Raw genomic sequence first — 17104 nt, 5'->3', positions numbered from 1 at the left:
GTGGGCCTAGTGGCCCGGGGCGTTACCGATCAGCTCCACGCCGTTGCCGTTCCAGTGGAACCGCACATCGGTGGTCAACCCGTTGATGCCGCTGGGGTAGGTCAGCGCCACGGTGTCGCCGGTGGTCTGCGCCGCGTCGACGCCGTTGAACCCATAGGTGTCGGGAACCCCCTGCGGAATGAACTGCCCGAGGTGGAAGAGCACCGCGCGGGTGGTGGGGTTGGCGGCGTTGGTGTTGGCCTTGATGATCACCGCCGACAGCTGGGCACACTGGTTGTAGTTGCCGGCCAGCGGCTCCGGGTTCCAGCCTTGCTGGCTGCGCGGGTCGCGCGGCAGCTCGGAGACCACCTTCGCGATGGTGGGCGAGGCGAGGTTGACCGCGCACGGGTCGGCCGGCGCGGCGCTGCCGCCGGGCGGCGCGGCGGCGGAGGGCTGGGCCGGCGCGGTGATGGACGGGGTGTCGGTAGTGGTCGTAGCCTGCGGCGTCTTCGCGACCGTGGAGTCTCCCGACCCACAGCCGGTCAACGTCATGGCGATCAACGCGACGGCGGCCGAGCCGGCCAGCGGCTCGGTACGGCGGGGTGGCGATGACACATCGGGCACCGTACCGTCATCGCGCGCGCGGGTGTGCGAGGCGTGGCCGGGCCTGGCGCAGCTGTGCTCGCGATCACCACGGGCCCTGATGGTGCTGACCCGCAGCGCTCGGCTCCGCCGAGCTCGCGATCACCACGGGCCCTGATGGTGCTGACCCGCAGCGCTCGGCTCCGCCGAGCTCGCGATCACCACGGGCCCTGATGGTGCTGACCCGCAGCGCTCGGCTCCGCCGAGCTCGCGATCACCACTAGACTCCTGGGCGATGAACCTCCCGGACAGCTCGCCTGAGGCTGCCTCTCCGACCTTTGCCGACCTGCAGATCCATCCCTCGGTCCTGCGGGCGATCGCCGACGTCGGCTACGAGTCACCGACGGGCATCCAGGCCGCGACGATCCCGGCCCTGATGGCGGGCTCGGACGTCGTCGGGCTGGCGCAGACCGGCACCGGCAAGACGGCGGCGTTCGCGATCCCGATCCTGTCCAAGATCGACGTCACCAGCACCGCGACCCAGGCGCTGGTGTTGGCGCCCACCCGGGAGCTGGCCCTGCAGGTGGCCGAGGCGTTCAGCCGCTACGGCGCCCACCTGCCGAAGATCAACGTGCTGCCGATCTACGGCGGTTCCTCCTACACCGTGCAGCTGGCCGGGCTCAGACGCGGTGCCCACGTGGTGGTCGGCACCCCCGGCCGGGTCATCGACCACCTCGAGCGCGGCACACTGGACCTGTCGCGGGTGGACTACCTGGTGCTCGACGAGGCCGACGAGATGCTCACCATGGGCTTCGCCGAAGATGTCGAACGCATCCTGGCCGACACCCCCGAGTACAAGCAGGTCGCCCTGTTCTCGGCGACCATGCCGCCGGCGATCCGCAAGCTGACCACCAAGTACTTGCACGATCCGTTCGAGGTCACCTCCAAGGCCAAAACCGCCACGGCGGATAACATTTCGCAGCGCTACATCCAGGTCGCCGGTCCGCGCAAGATGGACGCGCTGACCCGAGTCCTGGAAGTGGAGCGGTTCGAGGCGATGATCGTCTTCGTACGCACCAAGCAGGCCACCGAGGAAGTCGCCGAAAAGCTAAGGGCCCGGGGTTTTTCCGCGGCCGCCATCAACGGCGACATCCCGCAGGCCCAACGCGAGCGGACGGTCGCCGCGCTCAAGGACGGTGGCATCGACATCCTGGTCGCCACCGACGTGGCCGCGCGCGGGCTGGACGTGGAGCGGATCTCGCACGTGCTCAACTACGACATTCCGCACGACACCGAGTCTTACGTGCATCGCATCGGCCGCACCGGCCGGGCCGGGCGGTCGGGGACCGCGCTGCTGTTCGTTTCCCCGCGGGAGCGCCACCTGCTCAAGGCGATCGAAAAGGCGACGCGGCAAACGCTCACCGAGGCCGAGCTGCCCACCGTCGAGGACGTCAACGCCCAGCGGGTGGCGAAGTTCGCCGACTCCATCACCGCCGCGCTGGGCCGTCCCGGGATCGAGTTGTTCCGCAAGTTGGTCGAGGACTACGAACGCGAGCACGACGTCCCGATGGCCGACATAGCCGCGGCCGTGGCGTTGCAGTCCCGCGACGGCGAAGAGTTCCTGATGGCGCCCGAGCCGCCGCGCGAACGCCGCGAGCGGACCGCCGAGCAGCGCGAGCGTTCCGAAAAGTCAAGGCAAACAAGGCCACTCGCCACATACCGCATCGCGGTGGGCAAGCGGCACAAGGTTGGCCCGGGCGCGATCGTCGGTGCCATCGCCAACGAGGGGGGCCTGCATCGCAGCGATTTCGGCCACATCGCCATCGGCCCGGACTTCTCTCTGGTCGAGCTGCCCGCCAAGCTGCCCCCGTCGACCTTGAAAAAGCTCGAGCGCACCCGCATTTCGGGGGTACTGATCAACCTTCAGCCGGACCGGTCGGGGACCAAGCCGCGCGGCCGTGACGGCGGGAAGCCGCGCAGGAAACACACCGGATGACCCTGTCCGAAGAACAGGACGCCCAGGGCGGACTGGAACAGACCGCCCACGTCGACCGGGTCGCGTCGCTGACCGGAATACGTGCCGTCGCCGCCCTCCTCGTGGTCGGCACCCACGCGGCCTACACCACCGGTAAGTACACCCACGGCTATTGGGGCCTGGTCGGCTCGCGGCTGGAGATCGGCGTGCCGATCTTCTTCGTGCTGTCCGGCTTCCTGCTGTTCCGTCCGTGGCTGAAATCCGCCGCCACCGGCGCGCCGCCTCCGTCGCTGAGTCGCTATGCGTGGCACCGGGTTCGGCGCATCATGCCGGCCTACGTCATCACCGTGTTGTTCGCCTACGTGCTGTACCACTTCCGCGAGGCCGGACCGAATCCCGGGCACACGTGGCTCGGGCTGGTGCGCAACCTGACGCTGACGCAGATCTACTGCGACGGCTACCTGGGTAAGTACCTGCATCAGGGCCTGACCCAGATGTGGAGCCTGGCGGTGGAAGCCTCGTTCTATGTGCTGCTCCCGCTGCTGGCATACGTGCTGTTGGTGCTGGTCTGCCGCCGGCGGTGGCAGCCGAGGCTGCTGCTGGGAGCGCTGGCCGGATTGACCTTGATCAGCCCGGCGTGGCTGATCCTCGTGCACACCGACCACTGGTTTCCCGACGGCGCGCGGCTGTGGCTGCCCACCTACCTGGCCTGGTTCGTCGCCGGGATGTTGCTGGCCGTCCTGCAGGCGATGGGCGTGCGCGGCTACGCCTTCGTGGCCATACCGCTGGCCATCGTCTGCTATTTCATCGTGTCCACCCCCATCGCCGGCGCGCCCACGACGTCGCCGGCGACGCTGAGCGAGGCCCTGTTCAAGACCTGCTTCTACGCGGTGATCGCCGCGCTCGCGGTGGCGCCGCTGGCCCTGGGGGACCAGGGCTGGTATTGGCGACTGCTGGCGACCCGGCCGATGGTGTGGCTCGGCGAGATCTCCTACGAGATCTTCCTGATCCACCTGATCACCATGGAGTTCGCCATGGTCTACATCGTGCGCGCGCACGTCTACACCGGCTCGATGCTGAACCTGTTCCTGGCGACGATGGTGCTGACCATTCCGTTGGCGTGGCTGCTGCACCGCTTCACCCGCGTGCGGACCTGAGCGCCCGGGTTGGCGGTCCCGTCCGCCCCACGCGTACCGCCACGGAGGCGGCCCACGGAGTGCCCGCCTTCCAGCGACAATTGCGACGCGCCGCCCGGCGATGCCGGTTTGTCGCTCTAAGGCGGGCAGTTCGGGCATTGGTTTCGGCGGGGAACCAGAGTGGCGGGTGTGACGATCGCCCGGTGCGCCTAGCCGCGGGCGGACACCGGCGTCACGATCGGGACGACGAACTCCTCGACCATCGCCCGCTCGTCGGCGTCGTCTTGACCGGGGAACTGCAGCAGCGATGTGATCACTCGCACCACCCAGCGCGCCCGGCGCTCGACGACGGCGGGGTCTTCCGGCCCGAGCGAGCCGACGAACGCGGCGGCCAGGGCGGTGATCACCTCGGACTGCCCGGCCACCTCGGCGCCGATCGGGGGCCGGGTGACGGCGAACCACGACGCCAACGCGCGGCTGCCGCGAACCATCCGCAGCGTCGCGGCGATGCTCGCGACGAGGCGTTCCCGGGGATCGTCGATGCCGCCGATCTGCTCCTTGATCGCGCGGCCGAGCCTTCGGGCTTCCCGGTGCACGTAGGCGGTCCGCAACGCCTCGCGGTTCTCGAAGTACCGGTACAGCGTCGCGCGGGAACACCCTGCGGCCCTGGCGATGTCGTTCATGCCGATCGAAGCCTGGTCGCGCTCGGTGTAGAGCTGCTCGGCGGCGTCGAGGATCCGGTCCGCGGCCGCCTCGGTGCGGTGCGCGGCCAGCCAGTCATTCGGCATCAGGACTTCACCCGAATAGGTACCGACAGCGGGCGCCGCACATAACTGCCGCCCGACCAGACGATCGCGGACTCGTCGACCTCGAAATCCGGGCAGCGGGTGAGTAATTCGGTCAGGGCGACACGGGATTGCATCCGCGCAGCCGCCGCGCCCAGGCAATGGTGGGCGCCGTGGCTGAAGGTCATGATGTTGCGCGGGCGGCGGTTGACGTCGAGATCACCGGCGTCCGGACCATATTGGCGCTCGTCTCGGTTGGCCGACCCATACAGGAGTAACACTTTGCGTCCGGCGGGGATGGTGGTGCCGCCGATCGTGACGTCGCGGGTGGCCGTGCGGGCCAGTCCCTGCACCGGCGAGGTCAGCCGGAGCAGCTCCTCGACCGCGTCGGGAACCAGCCCCGGATCGTCGACCAGCAGCCGCCGCTGGTCGGGGCGTTGATGCAGCAAAGGCATTGAGCCGCCGAGCATTCCGGTGGTGGTGTCGTTGCCGCCGGTGACCATGGTGAACGTGAACGCCAGCACCGACAGGGTGCCGGCGATATCGCCGTCGGCGCCCACCCCCGCGGCCACCAAATGCGAGATGGTGTCGTCCTCGGGCTCGGTTCGGCGGCGCTCGATCAGGCCGGTGAAATAGGCCATCATCGACCCGACCGCCTCACCCACCGTTTCCAGCGCCCCGGCAACACCGCCCTCGGCGGTGTTCGCCGCGACGATGACGTCCGTCCACCCGTCGAATTGCGCCCGATCCGCTTCGGGCACGCCGAGGTAGTGGGCGACCACCATCGAGGGCAGCGGCTTGAACAGCTCGGTGACGATGTCGCCGCCGCCGTCGGCACGCAGCCGCTCGATCCGCTCGACGACGAATTCGCGGACCTTGGGTTCCACCGCCTCCACCTGTCGTGGCGTGAAGCCGCGTGACACCAGCTTGCGAAACTCGGTGTGCACCGGCGGGTCCTGCATCACCATCGGTGGATTATCTTGCAGCCCAATCATTTCCAAATCACCGTAGTTGACGGTGAGCCCCTGTGCGGAGGAGAACGTCTCGTGGTCGCGCGCCGCGGCCCAGACGTCGGCGTGCCGAGACAGCACGTAGTAGTCGTGCTCGGGCCGTTTGGGCGGGACGACGTGGTGCACCGGATCGTGGTCGCGAAGCGCGCGGTACATCGGCCACGGATCCGGCCAGGTGTCAGCGGTGGCCAGTTCGAACGCGACCGGCGGATTGTGAGACATAACCGCATTCATGTCTCATTGGTACGACAATCACGATGAAATGTCAACGCGCCTCAGCCGCGAAACGTGACCGCCGCGAAACTAGATGCCCGCGCCCGGGTTCAGGATGCCCTGCGGGTCGAGCGCCTGCTTGATGCGCCTGTTGAGATCCATCACCTCGGGTCCGAGGTAGCCGGCCAGCCACGGCCGCTTCAACCGGCCGACGCCGTGCTCGCCGGTGATCGTGCCGCCGAGGCCGACGGCAAGGTCCATGATCTCGCCGAAGGCGAGGTGTGCCCGATCGGTCATGGCGGCGTCCGCGGGGTCGTAGACGATCAACGGGTGGGTGTTGCCGTCACCGGCGTGGGCGATCACCGAAATCGTCAGGTCGCGCTCCGCGGCGATGTGCGCGATGCCGGTGACGAGCCGGCCCAGCGCCGGCAGCGGCACCCCGACGTCCTCGAGCAGGAGCGATCCCTTCGCTTCGACCGCGGGGATGCAGAACCGGCGGGCGGCGACGAACGCCTCGCCCTCGTCGGGATCGTCGGTCGAAAACACTTCCGTCGCACCGCTTTCCGCGAACACCGCGGCCATGATCTCGGCGTCCTCGCTGCCGGCCCGGCCACGCTCGTCGCTGCCGGCCACCAGCATGGCCGCCGCCCCCCGGTCCAGGTCCATGCGCAACGTGTCCTCGACGGCGTTGATGGCCACCGAGTCCATGAACTCCAGCATCGACGGGCGAAGCCGCGCGGTAACCCCGAGCACCGCGTCCACGGCCGCCTCCACCGACGCAAACGACGCCACCACGACGCTGGACGCGTTCTGCTTGGGCACCAGCCGCAGCGTGACCTCGGTGACCACGCCCAGCGTGCCTTCGCTGCCGACGAACAGCTTGGTCAGCGACAGCCCCGCGACGTCCTTGAGCCGCGGGCCGCCGAGCCGGACCGCCGTGCCGTCGGCCAACACCACCTGCATGCCCAGCACATAGTCGGTGGTGACGCCGTACTTGACGCAACAGAGGCCGCCGGCATTGGTGGCGATGTTGCCGCCGATGCTGCAGATCTCGAACGACGACGGATCCGGGGGGTACCACAGGCCGTGCTCGGCGACCGCCTTCTTGACCTCGGCGTTGAACAGACCGGGCTGACATACCGCGGTGCGTGTGACCGGGTCGACGGTGATGTCACGCATCTTCTCCGTCGACAGCACGATGCCGTTGTCCAGCGCCGTCGCCCCGCCGGACAGGCCGCTACCGGCTCCCCGGGTCACCACCGGGACCCGGTGGGTGGTGGCCCACCGCAACACGGTCTGCACGTCTTCGGTGCACCGCGGCCGGACCACGGCCAAGGGTTTGCCGGCCGACGGATCGAAGGCGCGGTCCTGACGGTAGCCCTCGGTCACGGTCGGGTCGGTGACGACCATCCCGTCGGGCAGACCGGCAACCAGCTCGGCCAGGACATCAGCATTCACGACCCGATCCTACGGGCCCATCAGCGCTGTACAGTTGAGCGATCCTCAACGGGTTAAGGGGTTGAGCAGGGTGTTTGGGCGCAGAGACCTCAGCAAGGTCGGCATCCGCGCGTTTGCGGACGTCCTCGCCGCCGAGCAGTCGGCGATTTCGGTCAGCGTCGGCAACCCGAATCTGGTGAACAACACCGAGGTTCGCTGGAAGCTGCTGCTGCGCGTCACGCCCGATGCCGAACCGCCGTTCGAGGTCAATGTCAACGCGCTGCTCCCTCAGCTGAGCCAACCGCGTCCGGGCACGCGGTTGCCGGTGCTCTACGACCCGAAGGACCACAGCCGCGTGCAAATCGACCCTCGGCCGGCGGCCACGGCGGACGCGGCGATCGACGCCGTGACCGCGGCCCGCCCCGACCTGGCGGGCGCTCAGGTGATGGGCATGCCGATGACCGACGTCATCCGCCAGGCCATTGCCGATCCCACCGCATTTCGTCAGGAGATGATGCGGCGCGGGGCCGAGATGCAGCAGCAGGCGCTCGGTGCGGTGCAGGCGGCGCAAACCCAGCAGGCGGCGGACCCCGTCGATCGGCTCGAGAGGCTGGCCGCACTGAAGGACCGTGGTCTGCTCACCGACGACGAATTCGAGCAGCAAAAGCGCAAGATTCTCGGCGAGTGAATCACAGCGGCGATTCCTGGCTCGTCTCGAACGCCGGCGCGCGGTCCAGTTCCCGCAGCGACGGCAACCTGGTGGCAACCAGCCCGATCACCAGGATCGGCACCGCCAACGCCAGGAAGGTGACCTGCAATCCGGCGGCATCGGTGAGCGGACCGGCCACCAGCAAGCCCAACGGCCCCGCGGCGTAGGTCAGCCCCGCCATCACCCCGACCACGCGGCCGCGCAGATGTTGCGGCGCCCGGGTCTGCATGACGTAGTTGTAGATGGGCTGGATCGGCCCGTACACCAGGCCGGTCACCCCGCAGAGCAGCAGGATCACCGGCAGCGACGGCAGGAAGGCGATGCCGACCGTCGCGGCGCCGAAGGTGAGGGTCGCCGTCAGCACGGCCGTACGCCGCCGGGTGTGTTTCGAGAGCACCGCGTAGCCGAGCGCACCCGCCACGCCACCGACCGCGAGCGCCATCAACGCCCAACCCAGCTCGGCGGGCTGGTGCCGGTCGGCGAAATACTTTGGGAACAGCACGCTTTCCATCGGCAGGTAGAGCGCGGTCACGGCCAGGTCGATCAGGCCGAGCGTTCGGAGCACCCGCAGCTTCCACACGAACCGCAGCCCCTCGACGACGCCGGACACCAGGCCTTCCGGGCGGGCCGCCTGCTGAGGCTTTCCGGCACCCTCGAGGCGCAGCGCCCCAATGGCCAAGAGGGACAACCCGAAACAACCCGCCGTGAACCACATCGTGTTGACGCCGCCAACCGTGGCGATCATCAAGCCGCCGATGCCCGGGCCGACCATGAACCCGAGGTTGAGCACGACCTCGTAGAGGCTGTTGGTGCGGTCCAACGACCAGCCCGCGCGCGCGGCGGCCTCCGGCAGCATCGACTGACGCGCCGTCATCCCCGCCGGATCGAAAGCGGCCGCACAGAAGGCCAGCACGGCCAGCATGACGACGCTGATGGCATCCACGCCGAACAGGCGGGCGGCCAGCGGCACGGCGGCCACCGCCGCGCACGACAGCGAATCGGAGACCAGCGACACCCGCCGCCGCCCGACGAAGTCGACCGCGGTGCCGGCGACCAGCGTGGAGAGCACGAGGGGCAGCGTCATCGCGGCGGCCACGACCGACGCGTCGCGGGCGCGGTCGTGGTGCTGCAACGCCAGCCAGGGGAACGCGATGATCGAGACGCCGGTACCCGTCGTCGCCATCAGTGTGGCGGACAGGATCAGCAGCGCCGGGCCTCGGCTCGTATGGCTCATGGGTATCCCGGGGAGAATTTAGCCGCTGATCCACGGCCCGACCACTGAATATTCGGGGCGTTCAGTCGTCGCCTCGCGGCTGACTGCAGGATGTTCATGTGCTCGTCCACCCTCGTACCGGTCAGCCCTTCGATTCACCGGTGGTTCCCGGCACCGGATGGCCGGGCGACCCGGCGACCGCCCAGACCGAGGTGGCCGCCGACGCCGCACGCGTCGCCGAGCTGGCGGCCCACGCCGCGTCGCTCCCGGAACTCGACGCCCTGGTCAGCGTCTGCCGGGCCTGCCCGCGGCTGGTCGACTGGCGCGAGGACGTCGCCGTCCTCAAACGCCGCGCCTTCGCCGACCAGCCGTATTGGGGCCGGCCGGTGCCGGGCTGGGGGTCGGAGCGACCCCGGCTGCTGATCGTCGGGTTGGCGCCGGCCGCGCACGGCGGCAACCGCACCGGACGCATGTTCACCGGCGACCGGTCCGGCGATCAGCTCTATGCCGCGCTGCACCGGGCCGGGCTGGTGAACCAACCCACCAGCGTGGATGCCGCGGATGGCCTGCGGGCCAACGAGGTTCGCATCGTGGCGCCGGTGCGGTGCGCGCCCCCGGCCAACGCCCCGACACCGGCGGAGCGCGACACCTGCTGGCCCTGGCTTCAGGCCGAATGGCGGTTGGTGTCAGAGCATGTGCGCACGATCGTGGCTTTGGGCGGGTTCGCCTGGCAAATCGCGCTGCGGCTGCCGGGCGCGTCCGCGATGCGCAAGCCGCGGTTCGGCCACGGGGTCGTCGCGCAATTCGCACCTGGCGTGCGGTTACTCGGCTGCTACCACCCGAGCCAGCAAAACATGTTTACCGGTAGGTTGACACCAGCAATGCTCGACGACGTTTTCCGTGACGCAAAAAGGCTGGCAGGGATTAAGTGACTGACGTTCTGATTTCCGGCGCCAGCGTGGCCGGTACGACGGCGGCTTATTGGCTTGGACGGCACGGCTATTCGGTCACCGTGGTGGAACGGTACCCCGGGCCGCGGCCTGGCGGCCAGGCCATCGACGTGCGCGGGCCGGCGCTCGGAGTGCTCGAACGCATGGGGCTGCTGGCCGCCGCCCAGAAACGCAAGACGCAAATCCGCGGCGCCTCCGTCGTCGACCGGGACGGCAACGAGCTGTCCCGCGACACCGAGTCGACGCCCACCGCCGGGCCCATCGACAGCCCCGACATCGAGCTCTTGCGTGACGACCTGGTCGAATTGCTGTACGGCGCAAGCCAATGGACGGCCGAATACATCTTCGATGACACCATCACCGGTTTGGACGACGACGGCGCGGCCGTCAACGTGACCTTCGAACGTGCCCCCGCACGCAGCTTCGACTTGGTCATCGGCGCCGACGGATTGCACTCCAACGTGCGCCGGTTGGTGTTCGGCCCCGAGGAGCAATTCATCGAGAGGCTGGGCACGCACGCGGCGATCTTCACGGTCCCCAATTTCCTGGACTTGGACTACTGGCAGACCTGGCACTACGGCGATTCCTCCATGGCGGGCGTCTACAGCGCCCGCAACAACACCGAGGCCCGGGCCATGCTCGGTTTCATGGACGCCGATCTGCGGATCGATTACCGCGACACCGAGGCGCAGTTCGCCGAGCTGGAACGGCGGATGGCCGAGGACGGGTGGGTCCGTCCGCAGCTGTTGGGATACATGCGCGACGCCCCGGATTTCTACTTCGACGAGATGTCGCAGATCAAGATGGATCGCTGGTCGAAGGGCAGGGTGGCGCTGGTCGGCGACGCCGGATATTGCTGCTCGCCGTTGTCGGGCCAGGGGACGAGCGTGGCCCTGCTGGGTGCCTACATCCTGGCCGGCGAGCTCGCGGCGGCTTCCGGGGACGGGACGGTCGACTACGAACTCGGTTTCGCGAACTACCACAAAGAGTTCAACGACTACGTCAAGCGCAATCAATGGCTGGTCGTCGACAACATTCCGGGCGGGGCGCCGATCCCGCAGGAGGTCTTCGACCGCATCGTCAGCTCGATCACGCTGAAGGACTACTGAGGCCATCTCGCCCGGGAACGTTCGCGCGCCGGGAGGCGTTGACGCCAACGTGCGTCTTTCCGTCCTTGATCTCGTCCCGGTGCGCACAGATCAGACGACAGGCGATGCGCTCGCGGCGACCGTGCAGCTGGCGCAGGCCGCTGATCGGCTGGGTTTCACGCGCTACTGGGTCGCCGAGCATCACAACATGCCGTCCGTCGGCGCCACCAGCCCTCCGGTGCTGATCGCCTACCTGGCCGCGCAGACGTCGCAGCTGCGGCTCGGGTCGGGCGGGGTGATGCTGCCCAACCACGCGCCGCTGGCGGTGGCCGAGCAGTTCGCGCTGCTGGAAGCCGCCGCGCCGGGGCGCATCGACCTCGGCATTGGCCGGGCGCCCGGTTCCGACCCGGTGACCTCCTACGCGCTGCGTGGCGGCCGCGACGAACGCGACATCGAGAATTTCCCCGAATACCTCGACGACGTGGCCGCGCTGATGAGCCCCCGCGGCGTGGTGGTGCCGTTGCGGTCGGGGGACTACCGGCTCAAGGCCACCCCGGCGGCCGCCGGCGAACCCCGTCTGTGGCTGTTGGGCTCGTCGATGTACTCGGCGCACCTGGCCGCCGCCAAGGGGCTACCGTACGTGTTCGCACATCACTTTTCCGGCAACGGAACCGAAGAGGCGCTCGAGCTCTATCGCTCCCGGTTCAAGCCGAGCGCCGTGGCCGCCGAGCCCGTGACATTCCTGACGGTGAACGCCGCCGTGGCCGAAACGCGCGACGAGGCAATGGCATTGATGCTGCCCAATCTGCAGATGATGGCGAAGCTGCGCACCGGAGAGCCCTTGGGGCCGGTGCCGCTCGTCGAGGAGGCCGAAGGCGCGCAGTTGACGCCGCAGCAGCAGCGCATCGTGGAGAGCGGGCTGCGACGAGCCGTCCTCGGCACCCCCGTCGAGGCGGCCGAACAGTTGCGCGAACTTGCGCGACGGTTCGAGGTCGACGAGGTGATGGTCAACCCGGTGGCCTCGGCCCGCCGCGGCACGCTCCCGGCCACCGGGCCGGCGCGGGTGGCGACCCTGGAATTGCTCGCCAAGGAGTTGTTCTGACCGGTCAGTCCGTCACGGCCGAGCGCTGGGAATCGACGGGGCCGGCGATCGCGCGCCGGTCGGTGATCCAGCGGCGCAGTTCGTCCGGCGGCAACGGCGGGCTGTGCACGAACCCCTGGGTGATGGTGCAGCCGTAACGCCGCAGCGCGCTGAGGGTGGCCTCGTCCTCGACCCCCTCGGCGACGAGGTCGGCGCCGAGGTTCTGCGCCAAATCCACGGTCGATTGCACGATGGCGACCGATCGGGGGTCCTGGGCCAGCCGCGCGACGAATCGCCGGTCCAGTTTGAGCTCGTCGACCGAGACGTCCTGCAGGCGGGCCAGCGACGACCATCCGGTGCCGTAGTCGTCCAGCGAGATGCGCACGCCGAGGAGCTGCAGGGCCGCCACGGTGTTGCGGGAGCGCTCCGAGTCGACCAGTGCGCCCTCGGTGATCTCGATGATCAGCGCGTCGGGGGGCAACCCGTGGTTGCGCAGCAACCGCTCGATGGTGACCGCGAGGTCGAGGTCGAGCAGGTTCGTCGTCGACAGGTTCACCGCGACGCTCATCGCAATGCCCTCGTCGCGCCAGGACCGAATCTGTTCGAGTGTCAGGTTGATGGTGCGATGGGCCAAGGTGCGCATCAACCCGGAACGTTCGGCGGCCGCCAGGAACTCCTCCGGCAGCAGCAACCCGCGGGCGGGATGTTGCCAGCGCAGCAGCGCCTCGACGCTGTGGACGCTGCCGTCGGCCGCGTTGACCTTCGGCTGGTAATGCACCGTCAACTCGTCGCCGTCGATCAGCGCCGCGCGCAGCTCGCGGACGAGGTTGGGGTCGTGGTCGCGATCCACCTCGAAGCCGGCCTCGTACACCGCGATCTTGCTGAGGGCCGACTTGGCGTACGGGATCGTCGCCTCGGCGCGATTCAGCAGCTCCTGCGGATGGTCGCAATGGTCGGGATAGAGCGCAATGGCGACGCAGGCCTCGACCTGCACGCTGATCGCGTCCAGCTCGAACGGGATGCTGATCCCTTCGAGCAACCGCCCCGCTTGGGCGCGCGCGGCGACGAGATCGGAGCCCTCACCGAGCAGGATCGCGAACTCCTCGTCGCTCACCCGCGCGAGCAGATCGTCGCGACGCACGTTGCGCGCGAGCCGGTTTGCGACGCGCCACAACAGCTCATCGGCAAAGTGGCGACCGACCGAGTCGTTGATCTCCCGCAGCCTGGGGAGACTCAGCAGCAGCAGAGCGCGACGCGACGACGTTCTGACCGGTTGGTCGGAAGCCGAGAGCGCGGTCAGCGCGGTCGCCAAGGACCGCCGATTGGGCAGCGTGGTCAATTTGTCGGTCATGGCCTGCTTGTGGCTTTCAGCCAGCAGACTGACATCCCGGAAGGTCACCGAGAATCGCGCGGCGACCGCGACGAGGCTCAGCGCGGCGAGCGTCGAGGCGAGCCGTGAATCGTGGCCCAGGATGGCGACGCCGAGCGCCACCACGGTGCACGTCACCGGCACCGCGTAGGAGTCGAGTCCGCGCCGCGTCGCCGGCGCCGCCGACGACCCTCGCGCCCAGCTGGCCATCGCCACCAGCAGCGACGAGGCCGGCCAGAGTGCGTCCAGCGTGGTGCCCACCCGGTATGCACCGGCCGACGTCTGGAAGAGGTACGCCGTGTCCGCGACCGCGAAGCCGACCAACCCGGCGACCAGGAAGCCCCAGCGAAACTCCCTGCGCCATCCGACGATCGGCAGCATGCCGACGGCCATGGCCAGCAGCACCAGGTCGCCCCACGGGTAGACCAGACCCACCAGCACGGTCGCGGGCGTCCGTTGCGCGGCGGCGTGCATGGGTCCGGCCCGCAGCGCGGCGGCCAGCGCGGCGACGGCCAACGCGCACACCAGGGAATCGAGGCGGATCGGCACCGGCACCCGCTTGAGGTGCGATCGCATCAGCAGCAACATCCCGGCATAGACGAACGGATAGAACGCCAGGTATTCGGGATCGGCGACCGATGGCGAGTGAGCGTTCGGCACCCACAACGCGTAAACGACGTCACCGAGCGCCGAGAACGCCATGCCTGCCGCGATCAGAGACCACGCGATCCGGTCGGCCCTGAGGCGGTGCGCGCGAACGGCGATCAGCGCGGCCGCCAGCAGGTTCAACGCCGAATACAGGGATTTGGCGAAGAACACGCTGTGGCTGGCATGCGGGAAGAGGACGCTGGTCGCCGCGAAGGCGACCACGCCGAAAATCAAGACAGCCAAAGCGATCCGGATCGGCGCCGGGGGCCACCGGACGCCGTCGATACCGTCCTGCGGAGGCGCCGGTCGTGACGTGCCGACGTCGGCGAGCCGCCTGCGCATTGGCTCGACGCTCGTCTCTGCGGCCGCCACCGCCGCGGGAGCCGGCCCGGGCGCCGGAGCGGCCGACAACGAGTAGGAGAGCGGCAGATCGGGCACGAAGCTGCGAACGCATTGGCCGCCTTCGCGTTTGGCCGTGTACATGGCCAGGTCGGCGTGCCGGAGGAGCTGCTCGACGGTGCAGTCCGACGCGACGGTGGCCACCGTGAAGCCGACACTCGGCCGGACCGGTACGGGAACGCCGTCGACCACGATCGGGCCGTCGAACGCCTCGAGGACCCGATGTGCCGCCGCGTGCGACTCCTCGACGGGACCCTCGAGGAGCACGGCGAATTCGTCGCCGCCCAGGCGGGCGGTGACGCACTTGTCGCCCAGGGCGGCGGTGAGCCGCCCTGCCACCCGGACCAGTAGTTCGTCACCCGCGGGGTGACCGAGGGCGTCGTTGACCGATTTGAAGTTGTCAAGGTCGAGGCACAACACCGCTATGGGGGCGACGTCGCAGTTCTGCCGGGCGACGGCCTGTTCCAGGCGATCGAGGAAGTACGCCCGGTTGGCCAGGCCCGTCAGACTGTCGCGGAACGCTTCGCGGGCGACCTCGGACAGCAGGCTCTGGTTCTCCATCAGCATGACGAACTGACGCGCGAGCACCGCGGCCACGAGGATCCCCAGCGCGATGAGTAGCGGACCGTGTGCCATCAAGCCCAGCGCGCGGCCCAACCCGACCGCGGCGGCCACCACCAGCGGAAGGTAGGGCAGCCACAGGCGGGTCCGCGACAGCATTTCGTCGTTGCGCGAGGCCGGCGCCGCGACCTCGTCGACGCTGGACAGCGCTGCCAGCGCGATCATGCCCAGCCCGGCCACTCTGCCCAGGTCCACGAGACCGCTCACCTGATAGCTGCCGATCCCGCTCTTGAACACCATCGCGATGTCGGCCACGCTGATCGTCACCACGCCGCCGGACAGCAGGTTGCGGCTCGGCGGGTCGCCGCGACGCACCCGGGACAGCATGAGGATCGCGGTCGTCAGCAGGAGGACGTCGTTGAAGACTTCAGCGACGGTGGTCGCCCGCGAGCCGCTGTCCTCGCGCAGCTGTTTGTCGAGGACGAAGACCCACGACACGACGAACAGCGACGTCGCCACGATAAGGCCGTCGAGCACCAGTCGGCGTGGGCTGTGGCGGGAGAACCGTGACAACAGCACCAGCGACGCGAAGGCGCCGAACGGCCAGAGCAACAGCACGATCTCGGCGGCCGCGGGATGGGTGGCGTGGGCCAGTCCCGGACGCACGTCATACACGGCCCAGATGACCTCGCCCACGGCCCAGCCCAGCTGGGCCGTCACCATTGCAACCCATCCGCCCCGGTGCCGACCCGTCGCGGAGCGCGCCGCGTAGCCCGCACATCCCGCCCCGACCAGCAGGCAGCCCGCCAACGCGATTTCATCGACCGGCCGGGTCGCGTACGCGCCCTCCCAGCCGGCGATCGAGGATGCGACCACCATCGCGGCCGCCAAACCATACGTGCCGAGGACCAGCCAACCGAGACGCGGGGGCAGCCTTAATCGCCGCCACGGGTTGCCCGCCCAGGGTCTCATGCCCACTCCAGCCGATGTAGCGCCGCGCGGTGAGCTGTCGAGAAGTTCACCGCGCTAGTGGAGAATAAACCTCCACGCCGGGTTCAGGGTCAACGCCGCCTGAGTACCACGACGGGAATCGGCCGCGACGTCTTCTTCTGGTAACCCGTGTATCGATCGCCGTTGTTCTTGTTGACGATCTGCCACAGCCGCGAGTAATCGGCATCATCGGGCAGCACGGGGCGGGCGGTCACCGCGAAACGCCTTGGGCCGACGTTGATTTCAACGTCCGGGTTCTTCCGCAGGTTGTGGTACCAGCCGGGTGCGCGGGGGTCGCCTCCTTTGGAGGCGACGATCAGGTAGTCATCTCCGTCGCGCGCATAGGTGAGCGCCGCGGTGCGGGGCTGCCCGGTTTTGGCGCCCACGGTGTGCAGCAGCAGGCTGGGCATCACCAGCAAGCGATGACCGATCCAGCCATTCGTCTTGCGGTAAACGGTGTCGTGCACGCGCAGCATCGGGGGCAGCAGCCGCTGCTCGACCCAGGACGGAAATGCCATCGGCCCAGTATTACTGGCTGGCATCGATGCGGGCCAGTGCCGAGCGCAGGATTTGCGCGGTGGCCTCCCGGTCGGGGTCGCGCCGCAGCAGCATCCCCTTGGCGACGGAAAGCTTGTCGCCGTTGCGCCGCGGCAGCACGTGCAGGTGGATATGGAACACCGTCTGGAAGGCGGCGCGGCCGTCGTTGATGGCGATGTTGGTCGCGTCGGCCAACTCCGTCGAGCGGGCGGCACGGGCGATCCGTTGACCGATGGTGACCATCCCGGCCAGCGTTTCCGGTGGGGTATCGGTGAGATCCACGCTGTGGCGTTTGGGGACGACCAGGGTGTGGCCGCGGGTGAACGGGCGGATGTCGAGGATGGCCACAAAGTCGTCGTCTTCACAGATCCGGATGGCCGGGGCCTCTCCGGCGACGATCGCACAGAACACGCAGGACATGTCGCCCACGGTACTGGCCGGG

Annotated in this window: 14 protein-coding genes; 6 read left to right on the top strand and 8 right to left on the bottom strand. The window is 68.9% G+C overall.

Annotation, left to right across the window (positions count from 1 at the left end):
• Positions 1-6: 6 nt before the first annotated feature.
• A complete protein-coding gene (locus G6N37_RS12575) occupies positions 7-603 on the bottom strand; it encodes an LppP/LprE family lipoprotein (protein ID WP_163680682.1) in 597 nt (198 codons plus the stop codon).
• 253 nt (positions 604-856) lie between these two features.
• Here G6N37_RS12575 and G6N37_RS12570 point away from each other — a divergent pair, with 253 nt between their 5' ends.
• Both G6N37_RS12570 and G6N37_RS12565 read left to right on the top strand, forming a co-directional pair.
• The gene (locus G6N37_RS12570) at positions 857-2557 is read left to right on the top strand and encodes a DEAD/DEAH box helicase (protein ID WP_163680679.1); all 1701 of its coding nucleotides are present in this window, start codon (positions 857-859) and stop codon (positions 2555-2557) included.
• Positions 2554-3693, top strand: coding sequence for an acyltransferase family protein (locus G6N37_RS12565; RefSeq protein WP_163680676.1), 1140 nt, complete (start codon positions 2554-2556; stop codon positions 3691-3693). The genes G6N37_RS12570 and G6N37_RS12565 overlap by 4 nt, the downstream gene beginning before the upstream one ends.
• 188 nt (positions 3694-3881) lie before the next feature.
• Here G6N37_RS12565 and G6N37_RS12560 read toward each other — a convergent pair whose 3' ends face one another.
• The 3 genes from G6N37_RS12560 to G6N37_RS12550 form a co-directional block, all read right to left on the bottom strand.
• The gene (locus tag G6N37_RS12560; RefSeq protein WP_163680674.1) at positions 3882-4460 is read right to left on the bottom strand and encodes a TetR/AcrR family transcriptional regulator; all 579 of its coding nucleotides are present in this window, start codon (positions 4458-4460) and stop codon (positions 3882-3884) included.
• Positions 4460-5701, bottom strand: coding sequence for a cytochrome P450 (locus G6N37_RS12555; protein WP_163680670.1), 1242 nt, complete (start codon positions 5699-5701; stop codon positions 4460-4462). Before G6N37_RS12555 ends, G6N37_RS12560 begins: the two co-directional genes overlap by 1 nt.
• Before the next feature lie 69 nt (positions 5702-5770).
• A complete protein-coding gene (locus G6N37_RS12550) occupies positions 5771-7138 on the bottom strand; it encodes an FAD-binding oxidoreductase (RefSeq protein WP_163680667.1) in 1368 nt (455 codons plus the stop codon).
• 70 nt (positions 7139-7208) lie between these two features.
• Here G6N37_RS12550 and G6N37_RS26010 point away from each other — a divergent pair, with 70 nt between their 5' ends.
• Positions 7209-7805 carry an SHOCT domain-containing protein gene (locus G6N37_RS26010; RefSeq protein ID WP_232075531.1) on the top strand — a complete coding sequence of 199 codons (597 nt, stop codon included), beginning with the start codon at positions 7209-7211 and terminating at the stop codon, positions 7803-7805.
• A gap of 1 nt (position 7806) precedes the next feature.
• Here the strand turns inward: G6N37_RS26010 and G6N37_RS12540 are convergent, their stop codons facing one another.
• Positions 7807-9060 carry an MFS transporter gene (locus G6N37_RS12540; RefSeq protein ID WP_163680664.1) on the bottom strand — a complete coding sequence of 418 codons (1254 nt, stop codon included), beginning with the start codon at positions 9058-9060 and terminating at the stop codon, positions 7807-7809.
• Positions 9061-9143: 83 nt separating this feature from the next.
• Here G6N37_RS12540 and G6N37_RS12535 point away from each other — a divergent pair, with 83 nt between their 5' ends.
• From G6N37_RS12535 to G6N37_RS12525, 3 genes are read left to right on the top strand one after another with little or no spacing between them, the layout of a single operon-like run.
• On the top strand, positions 9144-9971 hold the full coding sequence (locus G6N37_RS12535) for a uracil-DNA glycosylase (protein WP_163684973.1): 828 nt from the start codon (positions 9144-9146) through the stop codon (positions 9969-9971).
• A complete protein-coding gene (locus tag G6N37_RS12530; RefSeq protein ID WP_163680661.1) occupies positions 9968-11098 on the top strand; it encodes an FAD-binding protein in 1131 nt (376 codons plus the stop codon). Before G6N37_RS12535 ends, G6N37_RS12530 begins: the two co-directional genes overlap by 4 nt.
• Before the next feature lie 49 nt (positions 11099-11147).
• Positions 11148-12179, top strand: coding sequence for an LLM class flavin-dependent oxidoreductase (locus tag G6N37_RS12525; protein WP_163680658.1), 1032 nt, complete (start codon positions 11148-11150; stop codon positions 12177-12179).
• A 4-nt stretch (positions 12180-12183) separates the two neighbouring features.
• Here the strand turns inward: G6N37_RS12525 and G6N37_RS12520 are convergent, their stop codons facing one another.
• The 3 genes from G6N37_RS12520 to G6N37_RS12510 form a co-directional block, all read right to left on the bottom strand.
• Complete coding sequence (locus G6N37_RS12520) at positions 12184-16107, bottom strand: bifunctional diguanylate cyclase/phosphodiesterase (protein WP_163680654.1); 3924 nt, start codon at positions 16105-16107, stop codon at positions 12184-12186.
• An 89-nt stretch (positions 16108-16196) separates the two neighbouring features.
• Positions 16197-16643, bottom strand: coding sequence for a nitroreductase family deazaflavin-dependent oxidoreductase (locus G6N37_RS12515; protein WP_167527378.1), 447 nt, complete (start codon positions 16641-16643; stop codon positions 16197-16199).
• Between the two features lie 10 nt (positions 16644-16653).
• Positions 16654-17082 carry an HIT family protein gene (locus G6N37_RS12510; RefSeq protein WP_163680637.1) on the bottom strand — a complete coding sequence of 143 codons (429 nt, stop codon included), beginning with the start codon at positions 17080-17082 and terminating at the stop codon, positions 16654-16656.
• Positions 17083-17104: the final 22 nt, after the last annotated feature.

The organism is Mycobacterium seoulense, from assembly GCF_010731595.1.
Classification (GTDB): Bacteria; Actinomycetota; Actinomycetes; order Mycobacteriales; family Mycobacteriaceae; genus Mycobacterium; species Mycobacterium seoulense.
Note: the sequence above shows the minus strand (reverse complement) of the source record. Positions and strands in the feature narration are given on the sequence as shown.